Below are 16,492 nucleotides of genomic sequence, written 5' to 3'. Positions count from 1 at the left end.
GCTAAACTAAAGCTTCCAGATCAATCTCAGGATATAGAGGAAAACGCGCTAACAAGTTAGCAACTCGCTCTCTAGCTTCTTGAGCAATAGTATCTGGTAGCTCCCCTTCATTTTTACTCAAACTACTATCAGCATTACGTCTCAAAGTAATATTTCGCAATACTTTCACAATAATATTTGCAACTTCTTCCATCTCACTACTTCCCATACCAAGAGTAGTTAAAGCTGCTGTTCCTAAACGTATACCTGAAGTTTCCCATTTTCCAACACTATCTGATGGTATAGTATTACGATTCACAGCAATACCTAAAGAGCTTAAAACGTTTTCAGCTAACCTCCCGGAAATGCCAAGAGAACGTAAATCAATAATCATCATGTGATTATCTGTACCTCCAGTAAGAATTCGCAAACCTTGCTTTTGCAAATGTTCAGCTAATACACGCGCATTATCAACAACTTGATGAGCGTATTTTTTAAAATCTACTGTTAACGCTTCCTTCAATGCAACAGCCTTGGCTGCAATCATATGAGGCAAAGGACCTCCCATCATTAAGGGACACGCACGATTTAGCATCTCTTCATATTCTTTGGACGCTAATACGATACCTCCCCGAGGTCCGCGTAATGTTTTATGCGTTGTTGTCGTAATAATATCTGCGAAAGGAATAGGATTTTCTTCTTCAACAAATACTCCACCAGCAACTAGTCCCGCAAAATGGGCCATGTCTACCCATAAGATAGCTCCACTATCATCAGCTATCTGCTTCAAAGTAGAAAAATTCAATCTCCGAGAATAAGAGGAATAACCAGCAATTAAAATCGTTGGTTTATACATGCGTACTAAACGAGCAATTTCCGCATAGTCAAAACGCTCTGTCTTACGATTTACCTCGTACGGTAAACAGCGCATCAATTTCGACATAACATTTAAACGCACCGTGCCGTGTGTGAGATGCCCCCCGGAATTTAATGAAGGCCCCAAGCATACGTGAGAGCCTATTTCCTTTTTTAGTTCTGTATACTCAGCTTCTGTAAGATCATTAATGCTCTTATAGCCTAAACGCTGAACCGCAGGGCCTTGTATCTTATGAGTAATAACCGCCATCATAGCCAATAAATTGGCATCTGACCCGGAATGGGGTTGCACAAACGCACTGTCTGCTCCAAATAACTCCTTAGCTGTTTCTGCGCATTCCCACTCAATCGCATCTATATTTTCACAACAAGAGTAGAACCGTTTAAAAGGACTACCTTCACAATACTTATCCGTCAATAAATTCCCCATAGCCAGCTGTACAGATAATGAGGAATAATTTTCAGAGGCAATCATTTTTAAACAAGAGCGCTGGCTCTTAAGTTCATTAATAATGCCCCTCCCTATAGAAGGAAAAGAGTGCATCAAATGATCTAAAGCAGCTAAATAAGCAGCAGTAGCAAGGTCTTGACTATGTTCCTTAGTGTTCTCTAAAAACTTATGTAATAATGATGCCATTACGGAACCCTACAACAACTGAACGGAAAAAATTAAATGCATTTCCGCGCCCTAAATCTACCGGGGACTCTTGCCCTTTTCCTTTAAAAAAAGGCCCAGATCTAAAAAGACATCCTAGCTAGCATATCGAAAAATGTCAATCTGCTCCTCACCTAACAAAACAAAAATAAAAACACATAATTTCAAATAAATAGAATAGACTGCTAACCTCCGTCTCAATTAAGGAGATTCCATGAATCCACAAATAGACAAACTCTGTGGAAAAATAGCCTACCTAGGACTGAACTCACACACAGCAAAACACTACTCTGCTGACCACATCCCCGTGATAAAAATTGTCCCCTATGCGAAAAGCTCCCCCCAAATACGTCGAGCTATCCAATACGTAAAGTACTCCTCACACGCTATATTGACTAGCCCCTCTTCAACATCTCTTTTCTTTGCTACTATGAGAAAACAACGCTACCTAAACAACCTGCATTATCTATGCGTAGGGAAAGTTACAGCAAAACGTCTTCTTCATTTCCTTCCTCAAGCACGCTATTCTCTTGCTGCAACAGAGACAGGAGAAGGTATCCTTCCTCTTGTAGCTTCTCTCCCCCATACTGCACGCATCCTGTACCCACATTCATCTCTTTCGCGTCCTGTAATTACTGACTTTTTAATTAAAGAAAATAAACAGTTTGTTTCCTACCCCCACTATACGGTCAAGCCCCTCTCTCCCCGTCCGTCTTGTTTTACCCCCTATAAGCACATCATTTTTACGAGTCCCTCGGGAGTTCGCGCCTATGCTCAATTATTCCCCTGCCTTCCTCAAAAAATGTACTGGTGTCTAGGCCCCATCACCCTAAAAGAATTTCAAAAAACTTCTAATATTAAAGCTAACCTTCTACCGAATATTTAAAGAAAATCCCTTGTTGGAAAAATGCTGTAGCCAATAAAATATTAGTTATTTTTAGTAGTTAGCCGGTTACGTTGTAGTTTTGAATCCACTTTCTCCTCAGCCAACTCCTCATTATCAGGATGTTCCTAATATGTTATTGGCTAAGGATTCTCCTACTCGGAAGCACTTTCTAGCTTTTCTTTGCTATTCTGTTATGGCGCTCCCCATATTATTCATCTTTAGCGTGGGCATAATTACTACTAGTTTCTGCCTCGGCCCTTTGGTTCTCCTACTTCTCCCACTTTTAATCCCTATCTATCTGTTTTTAAGAAAACTCATCACCCTACAGCTGCAAAAAACCTATTTCACTCAGGGGTTTTATCCCCCAGAAGCTCTATAAAATTAGATTTAAAATAATATCGAACAACACAATTTTATTAATTTTTTAAATTAATGTCTTACTTAGTTTTCTGAAATGATATAATTAAATTAATGAAAAAATTATAAAACAAAGTTTTATTGTTATGGTTAAGCCAGTTTCACCCAGACAAACTACAAGTCCAGCTCAAAGCAATACAGAGACATTCTCTCCAGAAGAACTTGCCTTGCAAAAACGAAACAGAATACAAATCACCGTGACTTGCTCTGTTCTTTCCTTCTTAGCCCTGGGCATAGGAGTTACAGGAATAACATTAGCTCTCATATTAGGGTCTCCCGTCTTCCTTAGCTTACTCATAGCTTCAGTACTATTTGCAACTGTTGCCGTGATTGCATATAAGCACTTAACAAAAACTCCTGATGGGAACTGGAAGGAATCGTTAAGTCTATACTTTCGAGAGCACCCTTCACAAAAAATAGGACTAACTTTTGATTTACTTTCTGCATGCGCGGTTTCTTATTATCACAATAAAACTAATCCTGGAATAAAACTTATAATCCAGAAAGATCCGAACGTACCTTTCCAACTGCCACTACTAGCTATTCCCAAAAATCATAAATCCGACACGCCTCTTCAAGGAATCGCATTTAATGCTGTAAGCAACGATAGTAAGGGAATGATCTCCACGGAAACAAACCAAGCACGGGCGTTTTTCTCTACTTTCATTGATTGTCACAAAACTTTTGAATGGTACCAATGTCAGTATATTGATGATTCTCAAGATATAATACCCTTTAAACCCACTGAAGTGCGCTCCTGCCCAATAACTTTACACACGACTCCGGGCTTAACCTCCTCTGTACAACAACACATGCCGACACATTTAGGACACGTTCGAGGTCCTACAACAAAAGATTTCAGTAAATACCACCCAGATAAAATGAGGAATTATTATTATGATCGCGCTCTGATTGCCTATGAAAAATGCATCGATAAGGCTCTAGAACATAACTTCTCTATAATCACCCTACCCCTATTTTCCTCTGTCTATGAACTCAATGCAGCCCATCCGAACCTACTACAGCCAACACATTGCCAAGATCTATGTAAACAAGCTCTTATTGAAGCTATTCAAGCTGTTGCACTAAAATATCCAAACGCAAGAACACACCAATTACTCATCATCTTACAGGATCCTTTTTCTTCCATACACACCACACAGATTTCTCCTCCAGCCACGCCTCAATAACAAAACTTGCGCAAAAAATCTTCTCCTAACATATGAACATATGGGAAAGCCAATCCATATATAAGTAGACAATACGTCTACCAGATAGGAAGATAAAAGAGGGAGACAATACTATAAATGGTTTTACATCAACCTATTGCATTATAAAGAATTTTCTTAGAAAAAAACGTTCTTTACTTCTTGCCAAAAAAAAGGTAAACTCATTTTCTTCTTTAGATGTATTCGTTCTTAAATTTCGTGATTTTTCATTCGCGCTTTTAAGAGTCACTAAGCACAAGCAAGGAATAATTTTCATGCATGAAGCCCTTCAAAATATTTTAGCCATTCAAGAGCTAGATATTAAAATGATTCGCTTGACACGAGTCAAAAAAGAACATCAAAAAGAATTAACTAAAGTCCAATCTCTAAAAGCCGATATTCGCCACAAGGTTCGTGAAAAAGAATTAGAGATGGAAAATTTGAAAAATCAAATTAAGCAGGGTGAAAATCGAATTCAAGAGATTTCCGAGCAAATTAATAAATTAGAAAACCAACAAGCTGCTGTAAAAAAAATGGATGAGTTTAATGCTCTTACTCAAGAAATGACAGCAGCGAATAAAGAGCGCCGAGCCTTAGAGCATCAGCTCAGTGATCTCATGGATAAACAAGCTGGTAGTGAGGATCTCATCGTCTCACTAAAGGAAAGTCTTGCTTCCACAGAAAGTAGTAGCCTGGCTATTGAAAAAGAAATTTGTGAAAGCATAAAAAAAATCAATGAAGAAGGGCAGGCGTTATTAAAACAACGCAGCGCACTAAAAGAAGTCACTGATCCCGAAATGTTTCTCATTTACGAGCGCCTACTGAATAATAAAAAAGATCGTGTTATCGTACCTATTGAAAACCGTGTGTGTAGTGGATGTCATATTGTATTAACTCCCCAACATGAAAATTTAGTGCGTAAAAAAGACCGTTTAATTTTTTGTGAACATTGTTCTCGAGTTTTATATTGGCGAGAACCAGAAACTCTTGTTTCTGATGACTCCTCAGTAGTAAAACGTCGACGACGTCGCTCTGCTGTTTAAAATAAGTTCATCGGAAGAGAAAGGCAACCGCTATTTATATTTCCTAATAATTCTATTAGGAAGTCAATGGATAGAGGAAAGTCTGGACTTCATAAGAAAAGATACTGGAGAAAGTCCAGGAGTCGTAAGACTACGGAAAGTGCAACAGAAAACACTCCGCTATAAAATTTAGTTTTATAGACAGGCTGAAAATTCCTACTTAAGGAGTAGGAGCTATTAAGGTGACTTAATAGACATGCAAACCCTATCTGAAGCAAGAGAAAAAGTTTTTGTTTCTGCGTAGTGGAAAGAATTTTTTCCACAAGCTTTTTCATAATCGCTTGAGGGGTATAGTAATATATCCCCTAGATGAATGGTTGCCCACAAAGCGGCTCAGGCCCCTTTGTAGACAGAATCCGGCTTACTCTCTCTTCCGATATTTTTTAGATCAGTCCTGCTTTTGCTAAAGTATGCATATGCAGCAATCCCACGACGTGTTTCTGCTCCTGAGCGTCTACAACAGGAAGAATTGTTACGGGGTTCCCCATTTCCATCATCTGTAAGCCATAAATCACGTCAGCATCCTCACTGATAACCTTGGGGTTCCGTGTCATCACATCTTCTAGTTTCTGCAATAAAATCTCCCCTCCAAAACGAGTTAACTCTCTTCGCAAATCACCATCTGTAAACACTCCAAGAATTTCAAATTGATGGTTCACAACACAAACACACCCACATCCATAAGAAGAGAAAGTATCCAAAGAACTACCTACGGTGTCCTCCGGGAAACAAAAAGGTACTTCAGTTTTAGGAAACATATAATCCCGAATTTTTCCACCTGCCTTCAATCCAATTTGACCACTAGGATGATTCTTACCATAATCAGAAAGAGAAATTCCTCGACTACGCAATAAAGTTATCGCCAGGAGATCTCCAAAGAGCATCTGACATACAGTAGATGTTGTGGGGATGAGGTTAAAAGGATCTAATTCTTCAATCGTAGGAAGTATAACTGTGTGATCGCAAAGAATGGATAAATTCGAATAAGCTGAGGAGGTAACAGCTACTAAAAATACCCCTCGTTCTTTTAAATGGGGAATTCCTTTTAAAAGTTCTTGGGTTTCCCCACTTTTAGAGAATAAACAGACAATATCTCCGGAATGAATGACTCCTAAGTCTCCATGTAAAAGATCCCCAGAAGAAAAGAAAAAAGCCCTTTCTCCACAAGATTGTAGTGTAGCCACAATTTTCCTTGCGACACAACCACTTTTCCCTACACCAGAGAAAAAGATAGCTCCGCGATGTTGCAATATTTTTTGAGCAAATACCCAGGTATCCTCGCATTGAAAAGCTTCAAAAAAACGTTGGAGAGTTTCTTGTTGCTTATGAACAATATCTCGACACAAATCGATGGCTATTCCAGGGAAACCCATCCCAATACCTTAAAATCATAGTGCACTAGCTCATGGTAACAGACTCTAACCGATTTTTCAATGACGTTAAAAACTCACTACCATAAATGCCGTCCAATACACGATGATCGAAAGTAAGAGTGACGTAAACCATTTTTCTAATCATTAAAGAATCATCATCTCGTACCACAACACGTTTTTGTATTGTACCAATACCTAAAATGGCAACTTCAGGATAACGAATAATCGGCATACCTATTAACGCACCTGTCATGCCAAAATTTGTTACTGTAACACTGCCATCTTGTGTTTCCGAAGAATCTAACTTATTTGCCCGAGCTCGTGTCGAAAGATCCGCCAAGGCTTTTGCAATACTGACTAGGCCGCGCTCTTGGCAATTACAAATAACGGGAACAACAACACCCTCTTTATTTAAATTAACAGCAACCCCAACATTAATGGATTTCTTCACAACAATCGTATCCCCATCTAGAGAACCATTAAGAAGGGGAAATTGCTCCAGAGCTTTAGCTAAACATTGGATAATAAAGCTTGTAATAGTCAACTTTACACCATGAGCAGCAAAAAAACGATCCCTCTCCTCAGCAATCAAATTCATTAAATCTGTGACATCAACATCAACAACAAGAGAAGCATGAGGGACCTCGTCCGAAGACTTAGATAGAGAAGAGGCTATAGCCCTCCTTAGTGGAGACATGGGAATACGATTTTCATTAACATTCGTAGCAGACTTAGTACAAGAAAGATCGCGCATTTCACAAATATAGGCCTCGACATCTTTTCGAGTAATGCGCCCTCCACTACCTGTTCCTACGATTCCTTGCAGTTGCTGCATAGTAATCCCTTCCCGGCGTGCTAAACTTAATACTGCAGGAGATAACCACGCAGAGTCTTCTAATTTCTTTTCAGAAGGAGTGAGAGTATCGATTTCAGTAGTCTTTTCCCTAACACAAGCTTCTATATCTATTAAAGCTAAAACTTCTCCTGACTCAACTTCATCTCCCTCGTTTACTAAAATACGTGCAAGCTTTCCTGCTTGAGGGGAGGATAGTTCTGTAGCAATTTTATCTGTAGACACTTCAATCAAAGGCTCATTTTTCGCTACATATTCCCCCGGTTGCTTTAACCAACGAACTACAAATCCCCCAGACGAAGTTTCTCCTATCTTTGGAAAGCAAAATTCAAACATAAAACAACTCACTCTAAACAACTTCTGTTCCTTTCTCCGCTGCTGTTCCTGTGATTTCTTCTGAAGGAGCTAACAACTCTCCCTCTCCAGAAGCAACATAAACAGCAACTACAGCATCACCAAGAATGTTCATTGGAGTCCCTATAATATCTCGCAACCTATCAATTCCTGCCAAAATAGCTATTCCTTGAATGGGAAGACCTACAGAAGCCAAAACGGATCCCAAAGTAATCATACCTCCTCCAGGAACCCCAGCACTACCTACAGCAGAAAAAGTAGCTGCAAGAACAATAAGTAGCAAGCTACTCCAAGACAAAGGGCAGTGATACGCTTGTGCTATAAATACAGCAGCCATGCCCTGAAAGATAGCAGTACCGTTCATATTTACCGTAGCGCCTAGGGGTAAAACAAAACCAGAGACTTCTGAAGAAACACCAAGATTTTTTGAAACACAACGCATGGTTACTGGTAGCGTTGCAGAACTACTTGAAGTCGATATGGCACAGGAAATCGCATCCATCATGGCAGAAAGAAACTGAGAGAAGGATCTCCGACAACCTAAACGAATAATGCCTCCAAAAACTATCGTTGCATGAAAGAAACATGCTAAATAGTAGGCGATAATAAACTTCCCTAGCTGCCACAAAATAACCAAACCATGGTTTCCCGCAATCCAGGCCATACTGGCCCCCACGCCATAGGGGGCAAATGTCATAATCATGTTAATCATACACAACATGATTTCAGAAAAGCCCTCTATTACCCTAGAAACAACACGTCCTTGCTCCCCAGCTAGGCGCATCGCAATGCCTAAAAAAATGGCAAAAACAATGATTTGCAAAATATTGCCTTCAACAAAAGAGCGGACAGGGTTGGAAGGGAATACCTGAGAAATTAAAGACAGAAAATAGGCGCTATCTTTTGTAGGAGATTCCGCGCAAACCTCAAATGTCCCTTGAGAGAGATCACACCCCTCTCCAGGATTAAAAAATTTAGCAAAGCATAAACCAATGATAATTGCCAAACATGTAGTTCCTAAATATAGGGCGACACTTTTCACACCAATACGCCCTAATTTTTTCATATCACTAATAGAGGCAATTCCTAAAACCATTGAGCAGAATACTAAAGGATAGACAACCATACTCAAGAGGTTTAAAAAAATATCTCCTATAGGCTTAAAAAAAATCGCTTTATCCTGTAAAATTAAACCTACGGTAACCCCAACAAACAATCCTATAAAGATTTTCATCCATAGTTTCACTAGTTACCTCTTACTATTGTATATTTGATCAATTTGATTAAGTAAGGAAAGAGTTGTCTCTTCACTATCGATAAAGGAAGGTTGTATACACACTTTCCCTAAAGGAAGCATTCCCGGCTCATACATAGTCGCCCCCAACTTCTCTCCATCTTTCTCTGTATATAATATCCCCTGAGCCTGGCGCATGGCCATTTTGGCACAAAAATAATGCAATTCTTTTTTTGTCATCCCCACATGATCGGGGAGCAAATAAGTTCCCAATATCTTCGCTCCAGCATTCTTTAACATATCAAGAAATCCTTGAGGAAATCCTAAACCACAAAAAACACCGACGGCTAACCCACAAAGATCTTGCATAGGCAAACCTATCCCGCTAGGTTCCCAAATTATCTGAGAAATGCGGGGTTCAACATAAATTTTTGGTGCACACCAAGAATTCAATTGCTGCTGATCCTCAGTAGAACAATGGCCATTCACAATAATAAAATCTGCTTCCTTTAATCTCTTAAGAGAATCTCGCAACCTTCCTCTAGGAAAAAATTCTCCTCCTCCCCAAGGATCTTGACCATTCACTACAACAAGCTCTAGATCTTTGTGTAGCCTGCGATTTTGGAAGCCGTCATCTAAAATTAAAATATCAAAATTCTTCTCTGCCTGCTTCGCAGACACCCTACGATCTTTATGAACAAAAATTGTCCCCGAAGGAAGTTTCTTAGCAAAAAGTAATGGCTCATCTCCTACGTAAGCGGCATCGTGTATGGAGGGATCAACTCGGGTCAGTTTCTTTTGTCGGCTGCATTTACTTTTGTACCCTCGAGAAAGAACAGCACAAGAATACCCTCGTGCTTGCAAAGTTTCTGCCAACCACAAAACCGTAGGCGTTTTCCCAGAACCTCCAAGGACGACATTCCCTACACTAACTACTAAAGAGGATGAACGGTAGGGCATCGAATACGCCCACTTATGTCGCATCCTAACAATAAAAGCAAAAGCCTTAGATAAGATTCGACCCAACCATCCCCAGCTCAAGATCTGCCCAAAGCTGATTGCCACAGTTAAGCGACGAAATAAAATAAAAAATGGCGAGGGGAAACGTCTTTTCATCGAACTTCGTTATTAGCACTCTCACGGATTCACCGACCAACAAAATTACGTTCTTTTGAAAGTCGCAAGCATTCGCCGCATTTTAGAAAAAGAGAGCATCTCATAAAAAACATTAAAAATCAAGTTGACATGCGGAAATTAAAATTTTTACAATAAAGTAAAAATATTTTAATTAGTCCTTTTTATAAATGGAAAAATAATAAATACAAATACCCAATCGGGAGATTGAAAAGACAAAAAATTTTCAAAGAGAAGAATTCCAGCGTTGCCGAACAATTTCATACACAATAGCAGAGACTGCTGTAGACAAATTTAAAGAATCTACTTTCCCCTGCATAGGAAGAGTAATCTTAGTAAAATCACCTTGCAGCCACGATGTAGACACTCCATCTTTTTCTGAACCAAACACACACACTAGAGGTTGTTGGTAATTTTCATAAAAATACGGCGTGTGTGCATAAGGAGAGGTGACAAATACCTGCCACCCCTCTTCGGCAATCATTTGCAAGACTTTTTCTAAAGGAGCTAGCCAAAGAGGAAGAGAAAAAACTGTGCCCAAAGAAGCGCGGATAACATTCGGATTATAAAGATCTACCACGGAGTCACATAAAATTACTCCATCAACGCCCACCGCGTCGGCTATTCTTAAAATAGATCCTAAATTCCCTGGTTTTTCTACCTGTTCGATAATGATATAAAATGGTGTGGAATTTTTCTTTGCGTTTAAAAAACTTTCCTTCGACCACCAGCGCTTTCTCATGACAGCAACAAAATGATCAGGATGTTCTTTATAAGACAATTTTGCTAAAGTCGCCTCCTCACAATAAAATTTCTCTACTGTAGACGCGAGTAAATCATCAAAGAATGATTGTTCTTTTTCTAAAAGAGTTTCACTGCAAAAAATGCGCAAACATTCATATCCTGCATCCAAAGCTTTCTGAATTTCCCGAAATCCCTCTAATAAGAACCACTCCCCCTTTTTAGAATGATTCCTCCTTAATGCTATAGCTTCCTTAACCTTAAGATTATTTTTCCCTATAAACTCCATTGAGCAAATACTCCTGAAGGTAAAACCTGATCTCCAGAACCACAAAAACTTTCTCCTACTCGCCATAAACTGTAGTCTAAAGGCAAAGCACGTTTGACCAAGTTATGCAATAATGCGGGCGTATGTCCAGGAGTATGTGAAGTAAGTAAGACGTACGAACACTGATGGGAAAGTATGTGGGAACATAAAACTAATAAATTAAAAAGATCTCGATCTATTTTAAAAATTTCCCCCTGAGTCCCTCTTCCATAGCTCGGGGGATCTAGTAAAAGAACATCATATTTCTTTTTTCTACGAATTTCTCGTTTTAAAAAAGAAAAGACATCTTCTATTATCCAAAAGATTCTTTTTTCAGGAAGTGAGTTATTCTCTACATTCTTCTGCGCCCATCGGACTGCTGCCCTGGAAGAATCTACATGGCACACATACGCTCCACATTGAGCAGCAAAAATAGAGGTGGCTCCTGTATAAGCAAAAAGATTGAGCACACGACATGTTTTATGGCTATCTATTGCCGTTTTCAACCATGGCCAAAAACCACTATGCTCTGGAAACACACCTAAATGGCCAAAAGATGTTGGTTTTAAAGTGCAGTCAATACCTTTGAAAGAAATCCGCCATTCTTGAGGTAGAGAAGAACGTGGGGAATACCACTCTCCCTCTTCCCCTCTCCGCCTATACTCAGCATTAGCACCTTCCCATAAATTAGGGAAACTTTTAGGCCAAATTGCTGCATAGGAAGGTCGGATAAGAGTGATGGGGCCAAAACTCTCTAACTTTTTTCCTTCTCCACTATCTAATAATGTATAATCCATAGAGCACATTGTTAATCAGATACAATGTAGACGCCGTAAGACATCTACCTGTGTTTTCGTTGACATGTCGGGTTCAAGATTTACTTTAGCTCCCTCACGCTTATATCCCAAAGTTGTTCGCATCAAAGTTTCGGGAATCAACCCAATAGAAATGATACGGTCCTCTATAGCAAAGACAGTCAAACTCACTCCATCTAGAGAAACAAATCCTTTAGAAAATAAATAATAGGATAACTCCTGGGGAACTAGAAAATCATAGCGATTCTTTTCTATACGGATAATCTCCGCCACCCCGCAAACATGGCCTGAGACCATGTGGCCTCCAATCTCATCACCAGATTTTAAAGAGCGTTCAATATTTACTCTTCTTCCCAGGATATACTCCCCGATAGTTGTGCTTTCCAGAGTTTCAGGAATAATATCAAAAAATATCTTACCCGAGGGGTCATAATCTATGACAGTAAGACACACCCCATCAATGGCTACGCTATACCCGGCCTGCAGTCCCAAAAGACATTGAGGAGAGCAACCGATTCCTAAAACTAGCCCTTGATGGCCCGGCTTCTCTTGAAGAGCCGTCACAATTCCGAGTTCTTGAACAATCCCAGAAAACATACTTCCATCCTAAATAACTAGGATTTACAATAAAACATTCTTCCTATAAAGTAACGCCTTTAGCAAAAAAAGCGTTTCTTCTCTCGTTGACCCACTCGCTGCACGCCCTGTTTTCAATGAATTAAGAAAAAAAATTTGCAACTTATAATTGTATACGTTTATTTTGGCCTAAGGTTTTTTGCTTTCTTAGACTGCCTTAACCTAAGGAGGTAGCTCCCATGCGATGTCCTTTTTGCAATCATGGGGAGTTAAAAGTTATCGATTCAAGAAATTCTCCAGAAGCCAATGCAATTAAACGTCGTCGTGAATGTTTAAATTGCGGACAGAGATTTACAACCTTTGAAACTGTAGAGCTTACTCTCCAAGTGTTAAAACGTGACGGTAGATATGAAAATTTTCAAGAGTCCAAACTCATTAATGGACTTAATGCAGCTTCTAGTCATACCCGTATAGGACAGGATCAAGTACACGCAATTGCTGCCAATGTAAAATCAGAGCTTCTAGGAAAACAAAATAGGGAAATCTCTACCAAAGAAATAGGCGAATTAGTAATGAAATATCTAAAAAAGGCGGATATGATTGCCTATATTCGATTTGCTTGTGTCTACAGGAGATTTAAAGACGTTGGCGAATTAATGGAAGTTCTGCTATCTGCAACTCCGGATATGGAAAAATAGTAGCATTTTAAAGTTAAGGAGAAAAATACCATGCCCTTGTCTGAGGACGAAATAGCTAATTTTAAACAAAGACTCTTAGAAATGAAGTCTAAACTTTCTCATACTCTAGAAGGCAACGCGCAAGAAGTAAAAAAACCTAATGAAGCTACCGGATATTCTCAACACCAGGCCGATCAAGGAACAGATACCTTTGATCGTACGATTAGTCTAGAAGTAACAACTAAAGAATATGAGTTATTACGCCAAATTAATCGTGCCCTAGAAAAAATTGAAGAGGCTTCTTACGGCATTTGCGATGTCAGTGGAGAAGAGATTCCTTTAGCACGCCTCATGGCTATTCCTTATGCTACAATGACTGTGAAAGCACAAACGCAATTTGAAAAAGGTTTGCTTTACGGGAATTAACTCTTTATGTCTAATCGCTCTCGCCTTACTTTTTATCTAATCTCTCTCTTCATTCTCATCGATTGGATTACTAAGTTTGCTATTATGCTACATAAAGAGGATGTTCTTACAAATTACCCCATACTATACCAATATAGTTGGGGTAAGTTTTTCCTTTGTATTGCTCCTACATTCAATGAAGGTGCGGCATTTGGGCTCTTTGCACAATATAAAGCTTTTTTATTTATTATTCGCGTAGCAATCATTATCTTTCTTCTTTCTTACCTCTTTTTTAAAAAAAATATTTCCCCCACCCTGCGGCTCGCATTTATTCTCCTTTGTGCAGGAGCGATAGGTAACCTTGGAGACATGATATTCTATAAACATGTTATAGATTTTATCTCTATTGGCTACAAGCACTGGGTCTTTCCCACATTTAATCTTGCAGACATTTTTATTTCCTTAGGAACACTAATTTTTGTGGGTAAACTTTATTTTCCTTCTAAACAAAAGATAAAATAAAGATAATATTTAGTGTTTTCCTCAATTGAGGTACTATTAGCCATTTTTACTGTTATGAATACTTTCCTATCCTTACTTATAACTTTTGACGACTTTTTCTGGTCCTCTATAGCATTTCTCTTGATTCTATTTCTCGGTTTGGGGTTCTCTTGGAAGTCTCGCTTTTCCCAATTTACACAATTTTTACAATTCTGTCGGGTCTTCCATCACTACTCACAAGACTCTTCCGTCACTTCTTCTGAAGAATCTCAAGGAGTTCATCCTTTAAAAGTATTTTTTGCCTCCGCAGGTGGAAATATCGGCATTGGTAATGTGGTAGGAATTGCTACTGCTGTATGTATTGGTGGTCCGGGAGCCCTATTTTGGGTATGGATAGCAGGAATTTTCGGTTCCATAGTCAAGTATGCTGAAGTCTATCTTGGGATTAAGTTCCGTAAAATAGATAAAGATGGGGTCTACCAAGGGGGCCCCATGTATTTCTTAGATAAAGCTTATGGAACACGCCTTATTCCGGGCATTGTCGCTGTACTTCTCTGTATTTATGGTGTGGAAATTTACCAATTTTCCGTCATTGCAGACAGCCTAGCTCATTGCTGGAATCTCCCTAAACTCCTAACTATCTTTGGCTTACTTTTTCTCATTCTCTATGCTGTAAGAGGAGGCTTACAACGCGTAGGCAAAATTTGTTCCTTCATTCTCCCCTTCTTTCTCCTAGTCTATTGTAGCTTAGCTCTTTATATACTTATTAAAGAGTTCCACCACCTACCCTCTCTATTTGTCTCTGTATTTTCCTCAGCTTTTTCAGGACACGGTGCTCTTGGAGGATTTGCTGGTTGCACAGTAGCAACAACCATACATCAAGGAATTTCTCGTGCTGCCTATTCTGGAGATATCGGTATCGGGTTTGATTCCATTATTCAAAGTGAAAGCTCAGTAAAAGATCCACGAATTCAAGCGCAACTAAGTATTATTGGCATAGCTGTAGATAATTTGATCTGCACCTTAAGTCTGTTGATGGTACTTGCTTCTGGATCCTGGTCTATAGGGTTTAGCAATGCATCCGAGGCTATTGAACATGCTCTATCTACGTATTTTCCTCTGGTAAAATTCTTCTTGCCTACCTTCTTTTTCGTTACCGGCTATACAACAATTATCTCTTACTTCCTCGTGGGGAAAAAATGTGCTAAGTTTCTCTGTGGCAACTTAGGAGAAAAAATGTATATGGTTTACGGAGCTGCTATTCTTCCCTCATTTTGCTTCCTATCCCAAAACATTGCCCTACTGGTCATGTCGATTTCAGGAGCTCTTCTCCTTTGTTTCAACCTCTTTGGGGTGTTTCTTATGAGAAAAGAAATCGTCTTCCCCCAACAACCTATGGAGACTTTAGAAGCTTCCTCTTCAGCAAAATAAAGCACATTATATTTATATGCCTGATTCTTAAACGCTTGCCTCTCATTACATTCTATGAGGCAAGCGTGTTTTCTATGCTTTTATAAAAACTTAAAAGTATTATCTTTAATTTATTTAAAAATAAACAGAAAATAGTAAGTGAAATTAAAATAATAAAAAAAACAAATGTTTATTCACTCAATATGAATAATTACCTTTCAGGATCTTTAATTATCTGCTGTATACTATTTTCCCTGTGTATGATCACAGCAAGTATTTTCACAATTAGCCTTTTATATAGATTAAATAAAATCCTGAAAAATGTAAGTAAACTAACGACAATTTTAAGCTTCGAGTCCAAGATTTTAGCCCCACTCCTGTTGTGTAAAAAGCTTATTTGCCATTGGTTACGCAAAAAAAACCAACGACTATCTCAAGAGATTGAAGGATGTTTTCAAAATGATAACTCGGAGAAAAATTGTATAAGCAAAATCTTTCGATGTATGAAGTGGATAGCTGCTGCTCTGATTCTTTGGGGTGTATTTCATAAAAAAGATTAAATTCTTGAGGGGGAAATAGTTATGTTGAAGAACTACAAATCTAAGAGGAAATCTTCATGCAAACGTTGGCGTTGGCTACGCGGAGTCATATTTGGTAGCTTCATCGCTACAGTACTTACCTGCCTTTTCACTCCGAAAAGTGGGGAACAACTAAGAAAAAAACTCTTGAGAGTCAAAACATCAGGAACGAAAAAAGGAAAAACACTGTTAAAAAATTCTAAACAGCACACACGTGCTTTTGCTCAACAAACAAAACTACTTGCTAAAAACATTTCCAAAGAAATTCAAGATTTTACAAAAGCCATGATTAATGAAAGTAAAGATTAATTCTTTCTCTTTCCCTCTACTGCATACCTCTAGAGAGAACAGCTAAATTCTACCTAGAGGTATTTCTCGATATTGTTACTACAAAATACCTATAGACTTTAACTCCCCACTTACTATTAACA

At 38.8% G+C, this 16,492-nt stretch carries 17 protein-coding genes and 1 other RNA gene; 10 read left to right on the top strand and 8 right to left on the bottom strand.

Going from position 1 to position 16,492, the window contains the following annotated elements:
* Window position 1 precedes the first annotated feature (1 nt).
* A complete protein-coding gene (locus M787_RS03055) occupies window positions 2–1,492 on the bottom strand; it encodes a glycine hydroxymethyltransferase (RefSeq protein ID WP_021828100.1) in 1,491 nt (496 codons plus the stop codon).
* A gap of 232 nt (window positions 1,493–1,724) precedes the next feature.
* Between M787_RS03055 and M787_RS03050 the strand changes: the two genes are divergently transcribed.
* The 5 genes from M787_RS03050 to rnpB all read left to right on the top strand — a co-directional run bounded on the left by M787_RS03050 (window position 1,725) and on the right by rnpB (window position 5,483).
* Window positions 1,725–2,396, top strand: a complete 672-nt coding sequence (locus M787_RS03050) for a uroporphyrinogen-III synthase (protein ID WP_021828099.1) — start codon at window positions 1,725–1,727, stop codon at window positions 2,394–2,396.
* Between the two features lie 79 nt (window positions 2,397–2,475).
* Entirely contained in the window at window positions 2,476–2,775 is a 300-nt protein-coding gene (locus M787_RS03045; protein ID WP_148660155.1) for a hypothetical protein, read from the top strand.
* Window positions 2,776–2,899: 124 nt separating this feature from the next.
* A complete protein-coding gene (locus M787_RS03040) occupies window positions 2,900–4,003 on the top strand; it encodes an EI24 domain-containing protein (RefSeq protein ID WP_021828098.1) in 1,104 nt (367 codons plus the stop codon).
* A 293-nt stretch (window positions 4,004–4,296) separates the two neighbouring features.
* On the top strand, window positions 4,297–5,064 hold the full coding sequence (gene cdsZ / locus M787_RS03035; RefSeq protein WP_021828097.1) for a zinc ribbon domain regulatory protein CdsZ: 768 nt from the start codon (window positions 4,297–4,299) through the stop codon (window positions 5,062–5,064).
* An 11-nt stretch (window positions 5,065–5,075) separates the two neighbouring features.
* Window positions 5,076–5,483, top strand: an RNA gene (gene rnpB / locus M787_RS03030) — RNase P RNA component class A.
* A gap of 3 nt (window positions 5,484–5,486) precedes the next feature.
* Here the strand turns inward: rnpB and M787_RS03025 are convergent.
* The 7 genes from M787_RS03025 to M787_RS02995 all read right to left on the bottom strand — a co-directional run bounded on the left by M787_RS03025 (window position 5,487) and on the right by M787_RS02995 (window position 12,511).
* Window positions 5,487–6,476, bottom strand: coding sequence for a KpsF/GutQ family sugar-phosphate isomerase (locus tag M787_RS03025; RefSeq protein ID WP_021828096.1), 990 nt, complete (start codon window positions 6,474–6,476; stop codon window positions 5,487–5,489).
* 25 nt (window positions 6,477–6,501) lie between these two features.
* Window positions 6,502–7,665, bottom strand: a complete 1,164-nt coding sequence (locus tag M787_RS03020; protein ID WP_021828095.1) for a dihydrolipoamide acetyltransferase family protein — start codon at window positions 7,663–7,665, stop codon at window positions 6,502–6,504.
* A 13-nt stretch (window positions 7,666–7,678) separates the two neighbouring features.
* Window positions 7,679–8,929 carry a dicarboxylate/amino acid:cation symporter gene (locus M787_RS03015; RefSeq protein WP_021828094.1) on the bottom strand — a complete coding sequence of 417 codons (1,251 nt, stop codon included), beginning with the start codon at window positions 8,927–8,929 and terminating at the stop codon, window positions 7,679–7,681.
* A 3-nt stretch (window positions 8,930–8,932) separates the two neighbouring features.
* The gene (gene lpxK / locus M787_RS03010; protein WP_021828093.1) at window positions 8,933–10,033 is read right to left on the bottom strand and encodes a tetraacyldisaccharide 4'-kinase; all 1,101 of its coding nucleotides are present in this window, start codon (window positions 10,031–10,033) and stop codon (window positions 8,933–8,935) included.
* 244 nt (window positions 10,034–10,277) lie between these two features.
* Window positions 10,278–11,081, bottom strand: coding sequence for a TrmH family RNA methyltransferase (locus tag M787_RS03005; protein ID WP_021828092.1), 804 nt, complete (start codon window positions 11,079–11,081; stop codon window positions 10,278–10,280).
* On the bottom strand, window positions 11,069–11,896 hold the full coding sequence (locus M787_RS03000) for an RsmD family RNA methyltransferase (RefSeq protein ID WP_021828091.1): 828 nt from the start codon (window positions 11,894–11,896) through the stop codon (window positions 11,069–11,071). The genes M787_RS03005 and M787_RS03000 overlap by 13 nt, the downstream gene beginning before the upstream one ends.
* Before the next feature lie 15 nt (window positions 11,897–11,911).
* A complete protein-coding gene (locus tag M787_RS02995) occupies window positions 11,912–12,511 on the bottom strand; it encodes a riboflavin synthase (protein ID WP_021828090.1) in 600 nt (199 codons plus the stop codon).
* A 218-nt stretch (window positions 12,512–12,729) separates the two neighbouring features.
* On the opposite strand from M787_RS02995, the gene nrdR reads away from it, so the two are divergent.
* The 5 genes from nrdR (at window position 12,730) to M787_RS02965 (ending at window position 16,370) form a co-directional block, all read left to right on the top strand.
* A complete protein-coding gene (nrdR, locus tag M787_RS02990) occupies window positions 12,730–13,188 on the top strand; it encodes a transcriptional regulator NrdR (protein WP_021828089.1) in 459 nt (152 codons plus the stop codon).
* Between the two features lie 30 nt (window positions 13,189–13,218).
* Complete coding sequence (locus tag M787_RS02985) at window positions 13,219–13,593, top strand: TraR/DksA family transcriptional regulator (protein ID WP_021828088.1); 375 nt, start codon at window positions 13,219–13,221, stop codon at window positions 13,591–13,593.
* Window positions 13,594–13,599: 6 nt separating this feature from the next.
* Window positions 13,600–14,094, top strand: a complete 495-nt coding sequence (gene lspA / locus M787_RS02980) for a signal peptidase II (protein WP_021828087.1) — start codon at window positions 13,600–13,602, stop codon at window positions 14,092–14,094.
* Between the two features lie 54 nt (window positions 14,095–14,148).
* On the top strand, window positions 14,149–15,504 hold the full coding sequence (locus M787_RS02975) for an amino acid carrier protein (protein WP_021828086.1): 1,356 nt from the start codon (window positions 14,149–14,151) through the stop codon (window positions 15,502–15,504).
* 560 nt (window positions 15,505–16,064) lie between these two features.
* Entirely contained in the window at window positions 16,065–16,370 is a 306-nt protein-coding gene (locus tag M787_RS02965) for a YtxH domain-containing protein (protein ID WP_021828085.1), read from the top strand.
* Window positions 16,371–16,492 lie beyond the last annotated feature (122 nt).

Origin of the sequence: Chlamydia gallinacea 08-1274/3 (assembly GCF_000471025.2) — a bacterium.
In the GTDB taxonomy this organism is placed as follows: Bacteria; Chlamydiota; Chlamydiia; order Chlamydiales; family Chlamydiaceae; genus Chlamydia; species Chlamydia gallinacea.
The sequence above is the reverse complement of the archived record's forward strand: the minus strand, read 5'-3'. Positions and strand labels throughout refer to the sequence as shown.

What these genes read in the sequence shown, in the direction of transcription:
- M787_RS03055 (WP_021828100.1), bottom strand. Translation starts at nt 1,492, where the DNA reads ATGGCATCATTATTACATAAGTTTTTAGAGAACACTAAGGAACATAGT.
- M787_RS03050 (WP_021828099.1), top strand. Translation starts at nt 1,725, where the DNA reads ATGAATCCACAAATAGACAAACTCTGTGGAAAAATAGCCTACCTAGGA.
- M787_RS03040 (WP_021828098.1), top strand. Translation starts at nt 2,900, where the DNA reads ATGGTTAAGCCAGTTTCACCCAGACAAACTACAAGTCCAGCTCAAAGC.
- cdsZ (WP_021828097.1), top strand. Translation starts at nt 4,297, where the DNA reads ATGCATGAAGCCCTTCAAAATATTTTAGCCATTCAAGAGCTAGATATT.
- M787_RS03025 (WP_021828096.1), bottom strand. Translation starts at nt 6,476, where the DNA reads ATGGGTTTCCCTGGAATAGCCATCGATTTGTGTCGAGATATTGTTCAT.
- M787_RS03020 (WP_021828095.1), bottom strand. Translation starts at nt 7,665, where the DNA reads ATGTTTGAATTTTGCTTTCCAAAGATAGGAGAAACTTCGTCTGGGGGA.
- lpxK (WP_021828093.1), bottom strand. Translation starts at nt 10,033, where the DNA reads ATGAAAAGACGTTTCCCCTCGCCATTTTTTATTTTATTTCGTCGCTTA.
- M787_RS03005 (WP_021828092.1), bottom strand. Translation starts at nt 11,081, where the DNA reads ATGGAGTTTATAGGGAAAAATAATCTTAAGGTTAAGGAAGCTATAGCA.
- M787_RS03000 (WP_021828091.1), bottom strand. Translation starts at nt 11,896, where the DNA reads ATGGATTATACATTATTAGATAGTGGAGAAGGAAAAAAGTTAGAGAGT.
- M787_RS02995 (WP_021828090.1), bottom strand. Translation starts at nt 12,511, where the DNA reads ATGTTTTCTGGGATTGTTCAAGAACTCGGAATTGTGACGGCTCTTCAA.
- nrdR (WP_021828089.1), top strand. Translation starts at nt 12,730, where the DNA reads ATGCGATGTCCTTTTTGCAATCATGGGGAGTTAAAAGTTATCGATTCA.
- M787_RS02985 (WP_021828088.1), top strand. Translation starts at nt 13,219, where the DNA reads ATGCCCTTGTCTGAGGACGAAATAGCTAATTTTAAACAAAGACTCTTA.
- lspA (WP_021828087.1), top strand. Translation starts at nt 13,600, where the DNA reads ATGTCTAATCGCTCTCGCCTTACTTTTTATCTAATCTCTCTCTTCATT.
- M787_RS02975 (WP_021828086.1), top strand. Translation starts at nt 14,149, where the DNA reads ATGAATACTTTCCTATCCTTACTTATAACTTTTGACGACTTTTTCTGG.
- M787_RS02965 (WP_021828085.1), top strand. Translation starts at nt 16,065, where the DNA reads ATGTTGAAGAACTACAAATCTAAGAGGAAATCTTCATGCAAACGTTGG.